This is a genomic window from Tichowtungia aerotolerans, from assembly GCF_009905215.1.
GTDB lineage: Bacteria > Verrucomicrobiota > Kiritimatiellia > Kiritimatiellales > Tichowtungiaceae > Tichowtungia > Tichowtungia aerotolerans.
This window is the reverse complement of record NZ_CP047593.1, coordinates 1,744,680-1,761,976: the sequence shown is the minus strand read 5'-3', so window position 1 is coordinate 1,761,976 and position 17,297 is coordinate 1,744,680. Positions and strand designations below refer to the sequence as shown.

Genomic DNA, 17,297 nt, shown 5'->3' with positions numbered 1-17,297 from the left:
GGAGGATCAGTATAGGGAAATCCCCCACACAATAACAGCCAAGAGAGCATCTATGCTTTATTTGAACCCAGTCTATTTAGTAGGTGAACAGATCGGATATCGAATAACTGCTACCTGTTGCAACAGAAATAGATGCAACAATTTTCTCCTGAATATTACGAGTCAAACGGCGGCCTTTACGACCTTTATTCACCTGCTTATGTGTCAGCCCATCGGTTGAAGCGGCCACCAGATCATGATTTTTCAGGCCCTGTTCTTCCATAATCGCATCGAGAGGCTGCGGACCCAGCTCGCGTTCTTTGTCGCTCATTAATTCTGCTCCAGTACGGCATCCACCGCATTCATAATTGTTGTCACCTCATGCATTGCATTCAAATGCTGCATCAGCTCGCGCCGTCCGCGAAGACCTTTCAGATACTGCGCCAGATGAGGACGGAATGTCAGACAGGCCGCCTGCTCCGGCTCATACTTGTTTTTACGGCGGGGCGCGGCCGCAATGTTCAGTTCAACCAATCGTTGCAAATGCTGCTCAATCACATTCCGCCGATCGCCAAGCGTCGGCCCCAGCATCGCCGGATCTTTGATCTGCTCAAACAGCCACGGGTTGCCGACCGCGCCGCGGCCGATCATAACGCCGTCAACCCCTGACACACGGACCATTTCCGCAGCATCTTCCGGCGCAAAAACGCCGCCGTTTCCAAACATTGGAACCTTCACAGCCTGTTTGATCTCGCCCAGCTTTTCCAGATCGGCATCGCCTTTATGGAAATTGCAGGCAAGGCGCCCATGGACGGCGATCATATCCGCTCCGGCGTCCTCAATGATTTTGGCAATCGTTAAATGATCCGGAAATGCCGGACTGAATCCGATGCGGGTTTTCACGGATACCGGGAGCGATACTGCTTTTTTAACGGCGCGCACAATCTGACCGATTTCTTGCGGCTCCTTCATCAGCGCGGCGCCCGCGCCGCGCCGAACCACTTTGCGCACGGGACAACCGCAGTTGATATCGATCCAGTCGAAACAGCCGAGCTGTTCGATATACCGTGCGGCGGCGACCATCGCCTCAACTGATTTTCCAAAAATATGTCCGGCAATCGGATGATCGATTCCGGATACCTCCAGAAGCTGAAACGTTTTCTGAGAGTCGCGGCGAATGCCTTCGGCACTGGTAACTTCGGTGTAGCAGGCTCCCGCACCGTGGTCCTTGCAGATGGAGCGGAACGCAGCATCGGTGTAGCCCGCCATCGGCGCGAGAACAACCGGAAAGTCAATGGTGACATTCCCAAACTGGACCGGTGACAGCATCATAAAATCAGGGGACTTTCACAAGCCCCGTTATGGTCAGCACCAGGGCGGGTTCGGGAGAATTCATTGCCATAATCCAGATATTCTTTTTCTGGGGACCCTTGCGGCGTGCCGCGGTATAGACCACCGACACCCGGGCGGTTTCCCCGGGACCGATCATCCGCTTATCGACCTGACCTTTCGTGCACCCGCAGGAAGTCCGAACGTATTTGACCGGAAAAGTCAGGTCGCCTTCGTTGCGAATCGTGAAAACATTGGTGATCACCGCACTCTGGCCCACTGTGCCGAAATCAAAAACCGGCTTATCACAAACCAGCCTGTATCCATCCACCGCTTTTCCAATGTTTGGAAAAACGGCGAAAAGCAAAACAACCAATATTGAATATCGAATTTTGAAACCCACTTACAAAAGCTCCTGCTGAGTGTTTCCGGGTTTGAGGCCGAAAAGACCAAATCCGCGCGGAAGGACGACGCGGCCCTGCGGCGTGCGCTGAAGAAATCCCTCCTGAATAAGGTACGGTTCGTACACCTCCTCAATGGTGCCGGGTTCTTCACCAACCGAGACCGCCATCGAGCTGATGCCGACCGGACCGCCGCCGAATTTCTCGATCATCGTTTGAAGGATTCGCTTATCCATTTCGTCGAGGCCGCTGTCGTCAATGTCCAGCAGAGCCAGCGCTCTGGAAGCGACGTCTTCAGTAATGATGTTATCCGCTTTGACCTGCGCATAATCGCGGGAACGGCGCAGCAGATTATTGGCAATACGCGGCGTGCCGCGCGAACGACGGGCAATCTCCAAAGCCCCATCCGGTTCAATATCGACGTTCAGGATGCGGGCGGAACGCTCTACAATTTTTTTGAGAGTTTCCGCATCATAATAATCGAGCCGGTTGAGCAGCCCGAAACGAGACCGCATCGGCGCAGAGAGCAATCCGCTGCGGGTGGTTGCGCCGATCAGCGTGAACGGTTCAATGTTGAGCCGCACGGAGCGGGCATTGGGACCCTGGTCGATGACAATATCGATTACGAAATCCTCCATCGCGGAATAAAGATATTCCTCGACTGTTTTCTGCATGCGATGGATTTCGTCGATAAACAGCACATCGCCCCGCTCGAGGCTGGTCAGCAATCCGGCCAGATCGCCCGGCTTGTCGATAACGGGACCGGAAGTGCATTTAATGTTCGACTCCATGGAATCGGCAATAATGTAGGCCAGCGTGGTTTTACCAAGGCCCGGCGGACCGGAAAGCAGCGCATGATCGAGCACATCGCCGCGCGCTTTGGCTGCCTCGACAAACAGCTCGAGCCGCTCCTTGATTTTTTCCTGTCCGGTAAAATCAGAAAACCGCGACGGACGCAACCTGATGTCGAAGTCCTGATCGGGCCTGTTTAATGTTGTAACTGTGTGTTCCATCACTTCCCTGTTAGAGCCATGCGAATTAAATCTTCTACAGAAGCGTTTGCATCGCCAGCGACCTTTTTAATCATTTTTCGGGCATCGTCCTGTTTATAACCAAGGGATACAAGCGCGAGTGCGGCGTCGCGCAGGCGGCTGTCGCCCGGTTCATCATCCGCTCCGGAAAGTGCCTCGAGTGTTTCTCCGGCACTGAATTTATCGCGCAGCTCCACAATAACCCGCTCGGCCGTTTTTTTGCCGATCCCGGAGATGGAGGAGATGCGTTTTACGTCGCTTTCGACCAGTGCCGTTTTCAGTTCACGCACTGAAAGGCCGGAAAGTGCGCTAACCGCGATTTTCGGCCCGATCCCGTTCACCCCCAGCAGCAGCGTGAACATTCGGCGCTCTTCGTCGGAAGAAAATCCAAACAACGCCTGCGAAGCATCGGTGATGTGATGATAGATCAAAACCCGTGCTTTTTCACCTTCCGGCGGCAGGCGGTCGAAACTGCTGAGCGGCACAGCCACTTCGTAACCGACGCCGCCGACGTTCACCACGACGCGGCCGGGCTGCTTTTCTTCAAGGATGCCGTCTAAAAAAGTAATCATTGGATGAGCCTAGCAAAGCGTGTGTAAACAGAAAAGCCCCATGAAACGGATTTCATGAGGTGGTTCCGATAGAAACGAAAACAGGGTTTCGTTTTTATTTTTTAGCGGCTTCGCGGTTGCGTTCTGCAATACGTTTTTTGCGAAGAACACGGCGGCGCTGCTTTTTACGTTGTCTTAGTTGTTGTCCCATAGTGCGGAAGGTTGTATCGAAAGCCGTCCGGCAGGTCAAATGATTTTGGTAAAAACTGGATTTCAGATCTGACGTCCTTAGAATACCTCGAAAACCAAGGAGATTTCAGAATGTATAAAGCCGCTTTTTTCGCCCTGGCATCCACCCTTCTTTTCAGTGGATGCGTGACCTATCAGTCTCCAGCAGTGCGCACCCAGCAGACTGAGGATCAGCTGATTCAGCAGGAAAACCAGCGTCGCATAGCCGGACGAATTGAAACCCTTGAGATGGAAATCAACCGCATCAGCAGCGAACTGGATGCTCTGCGCCGGCATGTTGACAGCCGATACGCGACCCTGGAGCGCAAAACAGAAGCAGATAAACGTGAAATGATTACCCGGCTCTCCTCACAAATGGAAAAGCTGATTAAACAGGCCGCGCCGGCTGCCCCGTCCTATTCCGGCGGTGCTGCCGGAGCAACCGGATATGAACATGTTGTTCAGCGAGGCGAGACTCTTTCCGCAATTGCCAAAGCGTACAACGTGACGGCAAAAGCCATTATTGAGGCGAACAAAATCAAAAACCCCAACCGCCTGTCGGTCGGCCAGAAGCTGTTTATTCCGGAATAACAGCCGCCTCATCACCGATCGCGACGACCCACTTATTAAACATATAGGAGAATCCAATGAGCCTGACACCATCCACCATGATGGAACTGGGAACAAGCGCTCCTGACTTTGCGCTGCCGGATGTCGGTTCCGGTCAAACCGTATCCCTTCATGAGTTTTCAGAAAAAAAAGCCATGCTTGTGGTTTTTATGTGCGCACACTGTCCGTTCGTCAAACTGGTTGAGTCAGAGCTGTCAGCGATCGGTCGCGAATTTCAGGGACGGGGACTTGGCATGGTGGCCATCAGCGCCAATGATGCGGAGCACTACCCGGATGACGCACCCGCTTTTCTTCAGGAACAGGCAGAGCGACTCGGCTTCACGTTCCCGTACCTCTATGACGAATCTCAGGAGACAGCCAAAGCCTACCGCGCCGCGTGCACTCCGGACATCTACCTGTTCGATGCTGAACGCAAACTGGTTTATCGCGGACAAATCGACGACGCCCGCCCCGGCAACGACAAACCGGTGACCGGAAAAAACCTGCGAGCGGCAATTGAATCGGTCCTGATCGGACAACCGGTTACAGAAGATCAGCTTCCCGCGACCGGATGCAATATTAAATGGAAGCCCGGCAACGAACCTGGCTATTTCGGGTGACGGAAGCAGGTCAGGATTTTTCCTCATCGAGCACTTCGCGGATTTTCCGCAGAAGCGTTTCGGTTTGATACGGCTTACTGAGGAGATGCAACCCGCGTTTTTGAATGAAGTTGGTGTGGACTGCATTTTCGCTGTAACCGCTGGCAAACAGATGCGGCAGGCCGGGTCGTAATTCCAGGATCCGCTCCAGCGCCTGCTTGCCGCCCAGACGTGGCATAACCACATCAAACATCACGGCATCAATTTCATCAGCATGCTCTTCAAACACCCGAATCGCTTCCTCTCCGTCACAGGCCGTCAGCACCGTGTAGCCAGCATCCATCAGCAAGTGTTCGGCCAGCTTCAACACCGTTTCATCGTCTTCAGCAATCAATATGGTTTCTGTCCCGCCAAAAACCGGACCCGGAACTTCACGGCTGATTTCAGTCGCCTTGCGTCCGACAATCGGCAGGTATATTTTAAAAACCGTCCCCTTCTCGAGTTCGCTGTACACGGTCACATGACCTTCGTGTTGTTTAACGATACCAAAGACCGTTGATAAGCCCAGCCCGGTTCCCTTGCCGACTTCTTTTGTGGTAAAAAACGGCTCAAAGATATGCTCCACGGTCCGCGAATCCATGCCGGAACCGTTATCGGTCACGCTTAGAAGAACGTAACGGCCGGGGGACGCCCATGCGTGAGTGTTGGCATAATCCCCATCAATCAGAACATTTTCTGTTTCCACGATGATCTTGCCGCCATCCGGCATCGCGTCACGCGCATTCACACAAAGGTTCATCAGAACCTGTTCAATCAGCCCATGGTCTGCATGAATGGTGCCCAGATTATGCCCGGCAATAAAATCCAGGCTTATGTGCTCGCCTATCAGCCCGCGAATCATCTGCAGCAGACGTTCAATCACGACATTCAGGTTCAAATCAACCGGATGAATCACCTGCCGGCGGCTGAAAGCCAGCAGCTGACTGACGAGCGACTTACCACGCGTAGATGCATCCTGAATTTCATTTAAAGCAGTCCAGCAGGGGTTGGTCTCATCCACTCCCATCAGGGAAAGCTCGGCATATCCACCGATCACCTGCAGCAGATTGTTGAAATCGTGAGCAATACCACCGGCCATCTGACCGACCGCTTCCATTTTTTGAGCCTGGCGGAGCTGATCTTCGAGATCCAGTTCATGTGTCACATCCCGTTTAACTGCCACATAATTAATGACCGTTCCGTCCTCTGCACAAACCGCAGAAATCGTTGCATCTTCGGTATAAATCGTCCCGTTTTTCTTCCTGTTCACCAACTGACCGGACCAAGGATCTCCTGAGGACAGGATTTTCCACATTTTTCTGTAGAACAATGCGGACTGTTTTCCACTCTGAAGCAGGCGGGGATTTTTACCAATCACCTCGTCACGCCGATAACCGGTCACTTTTTCAAACGCCCGGTTGACATACTGTATGTTCGCATCGGCATCAGTAATCACAACCATTTCGGCCGACTGCTCAATCGCCAACATTAACTGATCCCACTCTTCCTCAATTTTCCGGCGCTCAGTCACATCCATCACCTGCGATGCAACCCCGAACACCTTGCCGGTATCATCGAGCAACGGAACGTTGTACCATTCACATAAAATAACCCGCCCATCTTTCGTTATATTTTCATTCGTATTGCGAGTTCCACCACTGTTAAGCAGCAATTGGTTCCAAACCACATCTACCTGGGTTCTTGCATTCTCTGGAATGATAAAAGTACCGTGCTGCCCGATTGCCTCCCGTCGACTGAACCCGAAAATCCGCTCGGCCGCCCTGTTCCACTCGACTGCCAGAAAATTCAGGTCCCAACGAACAATCGCCAGAGGCGACTGCTCTACATGCATCTTCAGTTCATGTATCGATTGCCGAAGAGCATCCTCTGCCCGCTTTCGGTCCGTAATATCAAGCGCTGTAAAAGTAATTCCAGCAACCAGGCTCTTCGGGCTTAACGGCGTTGCTGAAAGCAACACATCACAAACAGTCCCGTCTTTTCGTTTCCATTGAGACTCGAGCATGCAGGTTCCATGCTCTGCAATCTGCCGGTGTTTTTCATAGCCTACCCTGAGATACTCCTTCTCCGACAGATAGAGCATTCGCGAGTTTTTTCCAATCAGTTCATCATAGCCATATCCGGTAATTTCACAGACCTGAGGGTTCAAATCGGTAATCACACGATCTTTCACCAATCCGATACCGGTCGGCACAACCCGCAGAATACTGCTTAACCTCTCCTGATTTTCAGCCAGCATTCGTTTTGAAGAAGCCTGCTCATCCTGAACCAGCAGCAATCGGCAGACCAGCACCGTTCCGGCCGGATAAATCAATAATACCGGAAAAGAAATCAAATGAATCACTTCCCATCGGATATTGGAAGGAAGTGCCGGCAGAATACAAATCATGATCAAGTGGACAAAAAGCCCGAACAGCCAGAACTGGAAATTACTGATCTTGCTCAAATCCCTCCGGCAAAGATAATGATATCCAGTCCCAATCAAAGCAGAGCTCAGAATGATTCCGCAGCCGACTATCGCTCCGGGGCCACCCAGAATAATCCGGCAGACAATTGAAACTCCAGCAGCAATCAACGCAGACACCCAACCGCCAAAAAGCCCGGAAATACTGACGAAGATAGATCGTCCGTCAATCAAGACGCCGGGAAACAACGCCGTGGGAGTCAGCATGGCCAGTACACCGGCCAGTCCGAAAATAACCCCCAGCCAGCAGCGCCCCGAAAATGTGCTTCGATTTCTCGACTGAAACAACAGAGAGTAAATCATGCAAAATGCCAGCAGGATCGCAATATTTCGCAGGATCTCAAAAAACATACTTCCTCTCTTCCGCAATACGGTTGCAGGATCTCCGCCGGCAAATCACATGGATTATCTGATCGGCGTGGAGGAATCTTAAAAAATAGTCTCAAGCAAGACCAAAGAATAAGTATCAAAAAATTTCAGGGTCAAAGATATAAATCTATTCGACATTCTGGATCTGTTCGCGAATACGTTCCAACTCCGTTTTAAACGCCACCACCTGCTCTGTAATTTCCAGGTCATTGGCCTTCGAACCAATTGTATTGATTTCGCGAAAAAGCTCCTGCGAAAGAAAATCAAGCGGCCGGCCCGCCGGTTCCGGCGAGCGCATGATCTTCCGGAACTGCTGGATATGGCTTTTCAGCCTCGTAATCTCTTCCGAAATATCCGCCTTTTCGCCAAACAGCGCGATCTCACGCAGAACCCGCTCATCTTTCTCAAGATTTTCAATGCCGCACTTTTCCAAACCCTGGACAAGTTTTTTCCGATATCTGGAAACCACCTGCGGCGCAAATTTCCGAATCTCTGCAAGGATCGCTTCCAGCGTCTTCAACCGTGCGCGGAAATCAGATTCCAGCGCCTTCCCTTCGCGCAAACGCATTGCATCGAGCTTTTTCAGGGCGGCTCGCAGCGCTTTTTCCAGAGTTTGGAAAAGATCCGCTGAATCAGACCCGGCCTCTGCACTTTGAAATAAATTGGGAATCCGCAGCAAATCGCCTGTGCGGAGATCGCCCTCCAGCTTCAGCTGTTTTGCCGCACTCCGAAGCTGAGTCACCGCCGCCTGTGCGTTCTGGAAATCCAGCTGAATGCTGCCATTCGCCGCGCTCGACTCAACCTGAACAGCTCCGGTCAACCGCCCACGCGAAACCGTCTCTTTCACGATCTTCTGCACACCGGCTTCCTGACCGGACAGAGACGACGGCAGCCGCACCGACACATCCAGCTGCTTACGGTTCACGCTGCTGAGCTCTACAGAAACCTGAATGCCATCCGCCGTTGCGCTGTCCGCGCCAAAACCCGTCATACTTTTAAGTGCCATGTGCCTGATCTCCCAGTTGCTGTGCCGCCCAGATAACGGCATTGAGTCCGTGCGGAATATATTCGTGCCCGCCGGGCGTTTCCTCATAATAATGGAGCTGATTGCACTGAAGCAGAAAACGGTGCAACTCACGGTTTTCACGCAGAATGCGCTCTTTATCGCTCTCACCAACGGTAATGCGCAACTTTAAATCATTGCGGATCAGTTCCTGCAGAAAATCGTCGGGAAACGCCGCGCGCAGCTCGTCGTCGCTCATCAGATCTTCGATAAAGCTGCCGACATGATCGCCCGGCATAAAGCGCAGCGACGAGCAATGGATCGCACCCACACTGAACAGCTCCGGATAACGGCAGAGAAAATTCACCGCGCCCATTCCTCCCATGCTGTGCCCGGAAATTCCGCGTGCGTCTTTTTTTCCAACCATTGGAAAAACCGATTCCACCTGCGGAATCAGTTCGTCAACGATATGCGACTGATATTGAGACTTTTCAATACGCGGGCTGTCGAGATACCACCCGCGTCCGCCGTTCACCCGTACAATCGCCGTGCCGGACTCATCAGCAATGCTCTGCAGCTTACGAAACGGCTGCCGTTCAAAATATTCGCGCCCCGTCGGACTGGGATCAAACGGTCCTTCATCACTCAGCAGTCCGTGCAGGTCGTAGAGCACCGGAAACGGGCCGTCTCCTTCCGGCAGAACCACCGCAAAGGGGACCTCTGCCTGAAGCAGCTCACTCGAAATGCTTTCAATGCTGTGCGGCATCGCGCTGAGCCTTCCATTCCGCAATCTGCTGCACGTCCTTATCGCCACGACCGGAAAGGTTGATGATGAGCAGGTCGTCCTTGGTAAACTCCTTCGCGTTATTCACCACCCACGCAACCGCATGCGAACTTTCGAGCGCCGGCAGGATGCCTTCCCACCGCGCAAGTTTGTCAAAGCCATCCACCACCGCCTCGATGTCGTCAACGGATGTGTACTCGGCGCGCTTGAGATCATGAAGCAACGCGTGCTCAGGACCGACGGTGGCGTAGTCAAGTCCGGCGCTGATGGAGTGCGTCAAACGGATCTGGCCATCGTCGTCCTGCAGCACATAGCTCTGCGTTCCCTGCAGAATACCGATCTTGCCGTCAGCGAAACGCGCAGCGTGCTCGCCGCTGGCGATGCCGTGCCCACCGGCTTCCACGCCGATCATACGGACACCTTCGTCCTTAATAAACGGATGAAACAGGCCGATCGAGTTGCTTCCGCCGCCCACACAGGCGACCAGTGCAGTCGGCAGCCGGCCTTCCGCTTTCAGAATCTGTTTGCGGGCTTCTTTCCCGATTACACTCTGGAAGTCGCGCACCATCATCGGGTATGGATGCGAACCGAGCGCGGAACCGAGGATGTAGTGCGTGTTCCGAACATTGGAAACCCAGTCGCGCATCGCCTCATTAACCGCTTCCTTGAGCGTCTGCTGCCCGGCGGTCACGGCGACGACTTTGGCGCCGAGGCTTTCCATGCGGAATACGTTGAGCGCCTGACGTTCCATGTCCACCTTGCCCATGTAAACCACGCACTCCATGCCGAACATCGCCGCAACCGTGGCCGTGGCTACGCCGTGCTGTCCCGCGCCGGTCTCCGCAATAATACGGGTTTTCCCCATGCGCTTGGCGAGCAGGATCTGGCCCATCGAGTTATTGATTTTATGCGCACCGGTATGGCAGAGATCTTCGCGCTTGAGATAAATTTTCGGTCCGCCGAGCTCGTTGGTCATGCGTTCGGCAAAATAAAGCGAGGTTGGGCGTCCGACATACTCGCGCAAATAATATTCAAGCTCCTTTTTGAACTCAGGGTCCTTGCGCGCCTCCTTATAAACCTCTGTCAGCTCATTAAGCGGCTGCATTAGCGTTTCGGGCACAAACATTCCACCATAGGCGCCGAAGTGTCCGTATCTGTCAGGTTGAGTTGCTTTCATAGCGATAGAAGATAGGCGAAGCCCCATTCGTTTTCCACTAAGAAGGACGAGAAAAGGCAGGCTTAATTCATCGTCAGCCGCCGCCGAATACAGGGGATATCGTCCGATACATGATGCGAAACATACAAAACCGTCGTGTCGCTTTGCGTCCCGATATGATCAATCAGCTTCAGAATGGTGCGCCGGTTGATTTCATCAAGGCCCTGGCACGGTTCGTCGAGAATCAGCAGAGCCGGCCGCTTCACCATCGCACGCGCAATCAACACCAGCCGCTGCTCACCGTAGGAAAGCGAACGGAGCGGACGGGATGCCTTATCGTTCAGATGCAGTATTTCGAGCCATTCCAACGCACAGGCCTCTTCCGCGAGGGAATGTTTGCGATACATTCCGATCGAATCATGAAAACCGGAAATCACCGTATTCAGCACCGACGTCGACACCCGATAGTTCACCTGAACCGCCGACGAAACGTGCCCAATGTGCTTTTTGATGTCCCACACCGTTTCTCCTGAGCCGCGACGAATCCCGAACACGCACACATCATTCGAAAACACCTGCGGATGATCACCGGTCACCAGCTCCAGCAGCGTGGACTTTCCGCAGCCGTTCGGACCGCAAATCTGCCAGTGCTCGCCGGGATGCACTGCCCACTCAAGCCCGCTGAAAATTTCTGTACCGCTGTAAGACACCGACACATCGTTCATTTCAATCAGCGGCGCACCGTCCGGCAATATCAGCCGCTCGCGCTCCGGGGGATGCGGCAGTTCTTGGGGAAGATCGTGCATTCGAAAAAAACGGGCCATACAATCCGAGGCAAACGCCTGATCGGTTGGCGCAGACAGTACAACGCCCGCCTCATCGAGCAAGAAGATGTGTTTCACACAGTCGGCAACCTCATCGAGACGATTCAGCACCAGAACCAGCTGAAGCCCGGTCTCAGCAAGCCGGTTCAGCAACTCGGTCAATTCAACCTGCGCAGCGGCATCCAGCCCGTCGAACGGCTCATCAAGGATCAACCGCTTCGGATTTTCAGCCAGCGCACGGCAGATCATCACTTTCCGGAATTCGCCGGTCGAAAGATACTTAATGCCGCGATCCAGCAGGTTCCGCATTCGTAGGGAATCGAACAGATCCTCCAAAACCGGAGTCATCGGTCCGCCCTCTTCAATAAACACGCGCGCAGTGCGGCCTGGATCGGGACAATCCATAAAATCGGAGTCATCGTTGTAGCGCTCCTCCTCGATCACCGCGAACTGCAGTTCCAGCGAAACCAGTGCGGAAAACCCTTCTGACGCCTCCTGCAGCTGCACAGCCAGTTCACTCTTACCCGAGCCATTTGTTCCGAGTACAGCGCACGCCTCGAGGCGCCTGTCTACAAACTCGACAATCTCATTCCATTTTTCCGTAAAAGCCATCCGGTTGTTCTACACATTTTCCAAAGTTTGGAAACTCTGGACGCGATTTTTCGGCCTCTGCTGTTTTTTAAATATCGGGCTTGCGCCGATCGGGGGCAAAAGCTATGTTCTTCGCCTTCCGTTCCCAAAAGGAACCTTTTTGCTCGGGTGGCGGAATTGGTAGACGCGCTAGGTTGAGGGCCTAGTGGCCGCTTTAGGCCGTGCGGGTTCGAGTCCCGCCCCGAGCACCACTACTTTCTGAAATGCTCAAATGCTTTCGCTTTCAGCGGATTCCCATCCAGTAGCAGCTCTTCTGTATTTCCCGTAATGGTTCCAACCTTTGGAAAATCGAACTCTGCGGGGGAGGTGAACAGCAGCTCAAAATCCTCCCCGTCGTAAAGCGCCTCTTCCAACGTTCCAACCCTTGGAATTTCTGACGAATCAAGTTCGGCGCCAACGCCGGAGGCCTTCAGGATGTGGCGCAGGTCGGTGGCCAGTCCATCGCTGACATCCATCATCGCCGTCACCGTACCGGACTCGCGCAGCTCCTTTGCCCACTCCAGGCGCGGCTCAAAACGGAACTGTTTCCCCGTCTGCTGCGAACAGCCGAGCGGGCCGGTCACATAAATATGGTCGCCGGACTTCGCGCCGGAACGAAGCAGCGCCTTGCCTTTCGGCACGCGACCGACACCGAACACGTGCAGTTCGAGCACAGGCCCCTGCGCGAGGTCACCGCCGACGACTTCAGCGCCATAGATTTCCCAAAGGCTGGAAAACTCAGCGTAAATTCTTTCCAGGGTTTGGAAATCCTGTGCTGGCGAAGCAACCACATTGACGACTAAATACTGAGGTTCGGCCCCCATGGCGGCGAAGTCGCTCAGCACGCGGCAGACCGCTTTGTGTCCGATCCGCTCGGGCGGCGTTTCCGAAAAAAAGTGAACATTTTCGATGAGCGGATCAGAAGTGAGGATCAGGTCGTATTGATCATCGAGCGGCAGCACAGCACAGTCATCGCCAACCGCTTTCAGGTTTGCAGTCAATGCAGCGATGGCGTTATGCTCTCCCATATCTTTCAGAGTTTTCATATCGCGCAAAAACTAGAACAGGAGCAACAGATGGACAAGAAGGTTTTAGTCACAGGCGGCAGCGGATTTCTTGGGATCAACCTGATTCGGTATCTTCGCCATCAGGGAGTTAAAGACATTACCGTGCTCGATCTGGTCGATTTTAACTATCCTGAAAAAGGCGAAATCAATTTTGTGCAGGGGGACATCCGCAAGATCGACGATGTGCGCAAAGTGATGAAAGGCATGGACTGGGTGATCCACACGGCCGCCGCCCTGCCGCTCTACACCAAAGAGGAAATCTTCTCGACCGATATTGAAGGAACCCGCCTGCTCCTGCAGGAGGCACAGCACGAAATGGTCGAACGTTTTGTCCATATCTCCTCAACCGCTGTATACGGCATTCCGGATCACCATCCGCTGGTGGAAGACGATCAGCTGATCGGCGTTGGCCCTTACGGCCATGCAAAGATCGAAGCCGAAAAAGTCTGTCTCGAATACCGCGAAAAAGGCATGTGCGTGCCGATCATCCGCCCGAAATCATTTGTCGGTCCGGAACGCCTCGGCGTCTTCGCCCTGTTCTACGACTGGGCCAAGGACGGAAAGAATTTTCCAATGATTGGAAGCGGTAAAAACCGCTATCAGCTGCTCGATGTGGAAGACCTCTGCGAAGCCATTTATCTGTGCCTGATCAAGGACGAAGACGTGGTGAATGATATTTTCAACATCGGCGCCACCGAGTTCACCACCATGGGTGAGGACTATCAGGCCGTGCTCGACCGCGCCGGCTTCGGCAAAAAGGTGATCGGCACATGGGCCGCGCCCATGATCTGGGCGCTGCGCATTCTCGAATTCTTCAAACTCTCACCGCTTTACAAGTGGGTCTATGAAACCGCCTGCGAAGACTCCTTCGTCTCAACCGAAAAAATTCAGGAAAAACTGAAGTTCTTCCCGAAGTTTTCCAACAAGCAGGCTCTGGTCCGCAACTACGAGTGGTATCTGGACAACCTGCACACCTTTGAGGGCAAAAAAAGCGGCGTTTCGCACCGGGTTCCGTGGGGCCAGGGGATCCTCAAATTCTTCAAACTGTTTTTCTAATGACAACGCGCCTTCTTCTCCTATTCCTATGCTCAGCAATCATCGCCGGGTGCGACAGCACCCGCGACGCCGCCGAAAAAAGCAACCCTCGCATCCAGAAAGGTCTGGAGCAGGCTCAGTTGAAGCGGTGGGATGACGCCATCCGCCAATTCCAGACGGCACTGGACAATCATCCCGGATTTTCCCGCCCGAACCTTGAACTGGCGCTGATTTACCATCAGCAGAAAAAGGATTACGTCCAGGCCATCTATCACTATGAACGATATCTCGAGAAACAGCCCGACTCAGACAAAGCCCCGCTGATTGCCGACTGGATTCGACAGGCAAAGATCTCGCTGGTGGCACAGGTCGGCCAGAGCAACCGGGGAATCAACGAAGAGATTATCCGGCTGACACGTGAAAACAATCTGCTCCGAAAGCAGCTCGAGGATCTTCAAACCGCGGCGGAGGCTCCTGCTCCCAGCCATCCGGCTCCATCATCCGAAGCGGAGACAAAGCCGGACCCCGCCCTGGCAAAGGTGGCTGAACCGAAAGAAGTAAAACCAGAACCGATCCCGCCAGCTGAAAAACCGCCTGCGCGCATCCAGACACCCGCGCCAACCCCGGAAACCTACACGGTACTGCCCGGCGACACGCTCTCAAAAATTGCACGCACGGTGTACGGCGACATCAGCAAATGGAAAGATATCTACAGCGCAAACATGGATAAAATGGAAAATGAAAACGACCTGAAAGCCGGACAGGTCATCACTATCCCAAAACCATAGAGATGCATTCCACAGTCGAACGCAATCGACCTGTTCAAACATTCAATAGAAATACACTCTTAAACCAGCATCTTCCTGCAGCCGATCCTGTACTAAACTCTCTGTCATGAAAACGATGAAGGTCCAGACTACATGGGGCACTATCACGCTGACAACAGACCGCGCAAAAATCGTGGGCTGCTCCCTGCCTTCTCTGAACAAAACGCCGACCAAACCCTTCAAAGGAAGGGTCTCCAAAGATTGGAAAAATGCCGATGAGTTTTTCCAGGGGTTGAAAAAAGAGTTTCCAGTCATTGAAACACCACCGGGCACGGACTTCCAGCAGGCCGTATGGAAAGCCATGCAGAAAATTCCGCGCGGAAAAACACGGACTTACAGTGAAATTGCCGCAGCCATTGGTCGTCCAAAAGCCGTTCGGGCCGTCGGAACCGCCTGCGGCGCCAACCCGCTGCCGCTGTTTATTCCGTGTCACCGGGTCGTTGCCAAAAACGGACTCGGCGGATTCGGCAGCGGACTGCCGTGGAAAAAAATGCTCTTGAAATCGGAGAATGCCTTATGAATCAGCAAACCACGCCTTATCTCTGCCACATCTTTGTCTGCACAAATGTCCGCGAAAAAAATCCGGACAATCCAGGCTGCGGCACCAAAGACAGCGGCGAGCTGAAATCCATCATCAAGCAGGAAATCAGCGAACGCGGCTGGAAAGGAAAGGTTCGCGTTTCCACCACAGGATGCATGGGGCTGTGCGGGAGCGGTCCGAATGTTCTGCTTCATCCGCAGGGCATTCATTACGCCGGAGTCACCCGCAGCAGCCTGGGCACCATCCTGGAAACAGTTTCTGAACTTATCGCTGCGAGCAACAGCTAGCGAACCATCTTGCGGGTGCCCTTAATAAGCGCGTTCCACAGGTCTTCCTGGGACTTCGCTTTCAGGAGCGGCTCACGTTCTGCGGCCGTGCTGAAACTCTGGGTCAGGCCCGCCAGCAGTTTAAGATAGAATGCACTGGCCGCCGTCGGAATCACCATATAGAAGAAGATTTTGGTCTTCGTGGAACCGCCGAAATCGATTCCTTTCTTGCTGACACCGATCGACAGGGTCAGTCCGCCACCTTCAACCCCGCGAACATGCGGGAACGCCATCCCGCCACCCATGGCAGTGGAAATGATGGCTTCGCGATGCAATGCAGCTTCGTGCAGCGCGTCGCAGTCTTCCACATAGCCTTCCGACTGCATGTTTTCGCAGATTTCCCACAGCACTTCTTCGCCGGTGGTTCCTTTCAGCTTGTGAAGCATCAGCTCGGGAGCCGAAAACCGTTCCACCCCGCGTTTCACGGGGTCGCCCCACCGGCGGCGCGGTGAACGACGGGTGAGCGGCACGTCGGGCGCATAAAGAATGCGGGTGCAGTTCGGGCAGCGGCTCAGCTCCGCAGAACCGCCGTGAATATTGTTCACAAGCGCCTTGGTAAGCGCAAACCCGCAACCGGAACAGTTTTCCCCGGTAACCGGAGCCAGCGCTTCGACGTTTTTCTGAACGAGCCGCATAAAGTTACTGCGCAGGTCCGGTGAAAGTTCATCGGCGAGGACTTTGATGTTTTTATCGAGTTGTTCGAGCTTCTTTTTCGGCTGGGCGGCCTGCTGCTGTGCGCGGGCAGCGAGCAAATCCTGAAGCTGAATGAGATGCTTAACAATATGATGTTCTTTACGTACCATGATGGTCTCCTTTTTAAATTTCAGTAGATGCCTTTTTGAAGGCAGCCATCAGTTCCTCGTAGGTCACGGCAACCGGGAACTGAGGAAATTCGTCGATTACATTCTGCGGCGGGCAGAAGAGAATCCCGGCATCCGCCTCGCTGAGCATGGAGGTGTCGTTGTAGGAATCGCCCGCGGCAATAACCTGAAAGCGCAACCGGTGCAGAGAAATCACGGCTTCGCGCTTCTGGTCCGGCATCCGCAGATGATAATCCGCCACCCGCCCCGCATCATCAATTCCCAATCGATGGCAGAACAGCGTCGGGTGTCCGAGCTGTTTCATCAGCGGAGCGGCGAAATCGTAGAATGTGTCGGAAAGGATGATCACCTGGAAGTGATGCCGAAGTTCGTCGAGAAATTCTTTGGCGCCTTCGAGAGGCCCCATCCCGGCAATGACCTTCTGAATATCCGCCAGTTTCAAATTGTGCTCATCAAGGATCTTCAGGCGCTGACGCATCAGCACATCATAATCCGGTATATCACGCGTGGTCGCGCGTAGTTCATCAATTCCGGTGAGCTCCGCAACGTTAATCCAAATTTCCGGAACCAGCACTCCTTCTAAATCCAAGCAGGCAATTTGCATGTATATCCTTTCGACCCTGAAAGCTCCCCATTTTAAATTCCTGTGCCCCGTTGGCAAACAAA

Annotated in this window: 19 protein-coding genes and 1 tRNA gene; 7 read left to right on the top strand and 13 right to left on the bottom strand. The window is 53.6% G+C overall.

What is annotated here, in order from left to right:
• Positions 1-76: 76 nt before the first annotated feature.
• The 5 genes from GT409_RS07240 to ruvA are packed head-to-tail and all read right to left on the bottom strand — an operon-like array spanning position 77 to position 3,312.
• A complete protein-coding gene (locus GT409_RS07240) occupies positions 77-310 on the bottom strand; it encodes a hypothetical protein (RefSeq protein ID WP_160628406.1) in 234 nt (77 codons plus the stop codon).
• Complete coding sequence (locus GT409_RS07235) at positions 310-1,311, bottom strand: tRNA dihydrouridine synthase (protein ID WP_160628404.1); 1,002 nt, start codon at positions 1,309-1,311, stop codon at positions 310-312. The genes GT409_RS07240 and GT409_RS07235 overlap by 1 nt, the downstream gene beginning before the upstream one ends.
• A gap of 4 nt (positions 1,312-1,315) precedes the next feature.
• Positions 1,316-1,711, bottom strand: coding sequence for a DUF1573 domain-containing protein (locus tag GT409_RS07230; protein WP_160628402.1), 396 nt, complete (start codon positions 1,709-1,711; stop codon positions 1,316-1,318).
• Positions 1,712-2,722 (bottom strand): Holliday junction branch migration DNA helicase RuvB, encoded by a 1,011-nt coding sequence (gene ruvB, locus GT409_RS07225; protein ID WP_160628400.1) that lies wholly within the window; start codon positions 2,720-2,722, stop codon positions 1,712-1,714.
• Positions 2,722-3,312 (bottom strand): Holliday junction branch migration protein RuvA, encoded by a 591-nt coding sequence (ruvA, locus tag GT409_RS07220; RefSeq protein ID WP_160628398.1) that lies wholly within the window; start codon positions 3,310-3,312, stop codon positions 2,722-2,724. The genes ruvB and ruvA overlap by 1 nt, the downstream gene beginning before the upstream one ends.
• A gap of 300 nt (positions 3,313-3,612) precedes the next feature.
• Here ruvA and GT409_RS15890 point away from each other — a divergent pair, with 300 nt between their 5' ends.
• Both GT409_RS15890 and GT409_RS07210 read left to right on the top strand, forming a co-directional pair.
• Complete coding sequence (locus GT409_RS15890; protein WP_233231630.1) at positions 3,613-4,110, top strand: LysM peptidoglycan-binding domain-containing protein; 498 nt, start codon at positions 3,613-3,615, stop codon at positions 4,108-4,110.
• A gap of 56 nt (positions 4,111-4,166) precedes the next feature.
• Positions 4,167-4,748: a thioredoxin family protein gene (locus GT409_RS07210; RefSeq protein WP_160628396.1), complete on the top strand. Its 582-nt coding sequence runs from the start codon at positions 4,167-4,169 to the stop codon at positions 4,746-4,748.
• A gap of 10 nt (positions 4,749-4,758) precedes the next feature.
• On the opposite strand, the gene GT409_RS07205 is transcribed toward GT409_RS07210, so the two are convergent.
• The 5 genes from GT409_RS07205 to GT409_RS07185 all read right to left on the bottom strand — a co-directional run bounded on the left by GT409_RS07205 (position 4,759) and on the right by GT409_RS07185 (position 11,996).
• Complete coding sequence (locus tag GT409_RS07205; RefSeq protein WP_160628394.1) at positions 4,759-7,599, bottom strand: PAS domain S-box protein; 2,841 nt, start codon at positions 7,597-7,599, stop codon at positions 4,759-4,761.
• Between the two features lie 145 nt (positions 7,600-7,744).
• Positions 7,745-8,623, bottom strand: coding sequence for a YicC/YloC family endoribonuclease (locus tag GT409_RS07200; protein WP_160628393.1), 879 nt, complete (start codon positions 8,621-8,623; stop codon positions 7,745-7,747).
• Complete coding sequence (locus tag GT409_RS07195; RefSeq protein WP_160628391.1) at positions 8,613-9,386, bottom strand: alpha/beta hydrolase; 774 nt, start codon at positions 9,384-9,386, stop codon at positions 8,613-8,615. Before GT409_RS07195 ends, GT409_RS07200 begins: the two co-directional genes overlap by 11 nt.
• Positions 9,370-10,581 (bottom strand): tryptophan synthase subunit beta, encoded by a 1,212-nt coding sequence (gene trpB / locus GT409_RS07190; protein WP_233231629.1) that lies wholly within the window; start codon positions 10,579-10,581, stop codon positions 9,370-9,372. Before trpB ends, GT409_RS07195 begins: the two co-directional genes overlap by 17 nt.
• A gap of 62 nt (positions 10,582-10,643) precedes the next feature.
• The gene (locus GT409_RS07185; protein WP_160628387.1) at positions 10,644-11,996 is read right to left on the bottom strand and encodes an ATP-binding cassette domain-containing protein; all 1,353 of its coding nucleotides are present in this window, start codon (positions 11,994-11,996) and stop codon (positions 10,644-10,646) included.
• Between the two features lie 141 nt (positions 11,997-12,137).
• Here GT409_RS07185 and GT409_RS07180 point away from each other — a divergent pair.
• Positions 12,138-12,226: transfer RNA gene (locus tag GT409_RS07180), tRNA-Leu, on the top strand.
• On the opposite strand, the gene thiL is transcribed toward GT409_RS07180, so the two are convergent.
• Positions 12,227-13,060 (bottom strand): thiamine-phosphate kinase, encoded by an 834-nt coding sequence (gene thiL, locus GT409_RS07175; RefSeq protein ID WP_160628385.1) that lies wholly within the window; start codon positions 13,058-13,060, stop codon positions 12,227-12,229.
• 30 nt (positions 13,061-13,090) lie between these two features.
• Between thiL and GT409_RS07170 the strand changes: the two genes are divergently transcribed.
• From GT409_RS07170 to GT409_RS07155, 4 genes are all read left to right on the top strand, one after another.
• Positions 13,091-14,137, top strand: a complete 1,047-nt coding sequence (locus GT409_RS07170; protein ID WP_160628383.1) for an NAD-dependent epimerase/dehydratase family protein — start codon at positions 13,091-13,093, stop codon at positions 14,135-14,137.
• Positions 14,137-14,904, top strand: a complete 768-nt coding sequence (locus GT409_RS07165; protein ID WP_160628381.1) for a LysM peptidoglycan-binding domain-containing protein — start codon at positions 14,137-14,139, stop codon at positions 14,902-14,904. Before GT409_RS07170 ends, GT409_RS07165 begins: the two co-directional genes overlap by 1 nt.
• A 115-nt stretch (positions 14,905-15,019) precedes the next feature.
• Entirely contained in the window at positions 15,020-15,463 is a 444-nt protein-coding gene (locus GT409_RS07160) for a methylated-DNA--[protein]-cysteine S-methyltransferase (RefSeq protein WP_160628379.1), read from the top strand.
• On the top strand, positions 15,460-15,771 hold the full coding sequence (locus GT409_RS07155) for a (2Fe-2S) ferredoxin domain-containing protein (RefSeq protein WP_160628377.1): 312 nt from the start codon (positions 15,460-15,462) through the stop codon (positions 15,769-15,771). The genes GT409_RS07160 and GT409_RS07155 overlap by 4 nt, the downstream gene beginning before the upstream one ends.
• Here the strand turns inward: GT409_RS07155 and GT409_RS07150 are convergent.
• Positions 15,768-16,613: a PTS sugar transporter subunit IIA gene (locus GT409_RS07150; RefSeq protein ID WP_160628375.1), complete on the bottom strand. Its 846-nt coding sequence runs from the start codon at positions 16,611-16,613 to the stop codon at positions 15,768-15,770. The two genes, GT409_RS07155 and GT409_RS07150, sit on opposite strands and share 4 nt — an antisense overlap.
• Positions 16,614-16,626: 13 nt before the next feature.
• Positions 16,627-17,235 (bottom strand): bifunctional phosphoserine phosphatase/homoserine phosphotransferase ThrH, encoded by a 609-nt coding sequence (thrH, locus tag GT409_RS07145; protein WP_160628373.1) that lies wholly within the window; start codon positions 17,233-17,235, stop codon positions 16,627-16,629.
• Between the last annotated feature and the right edge of the window lie 62 nt (positions 17,236-17,297).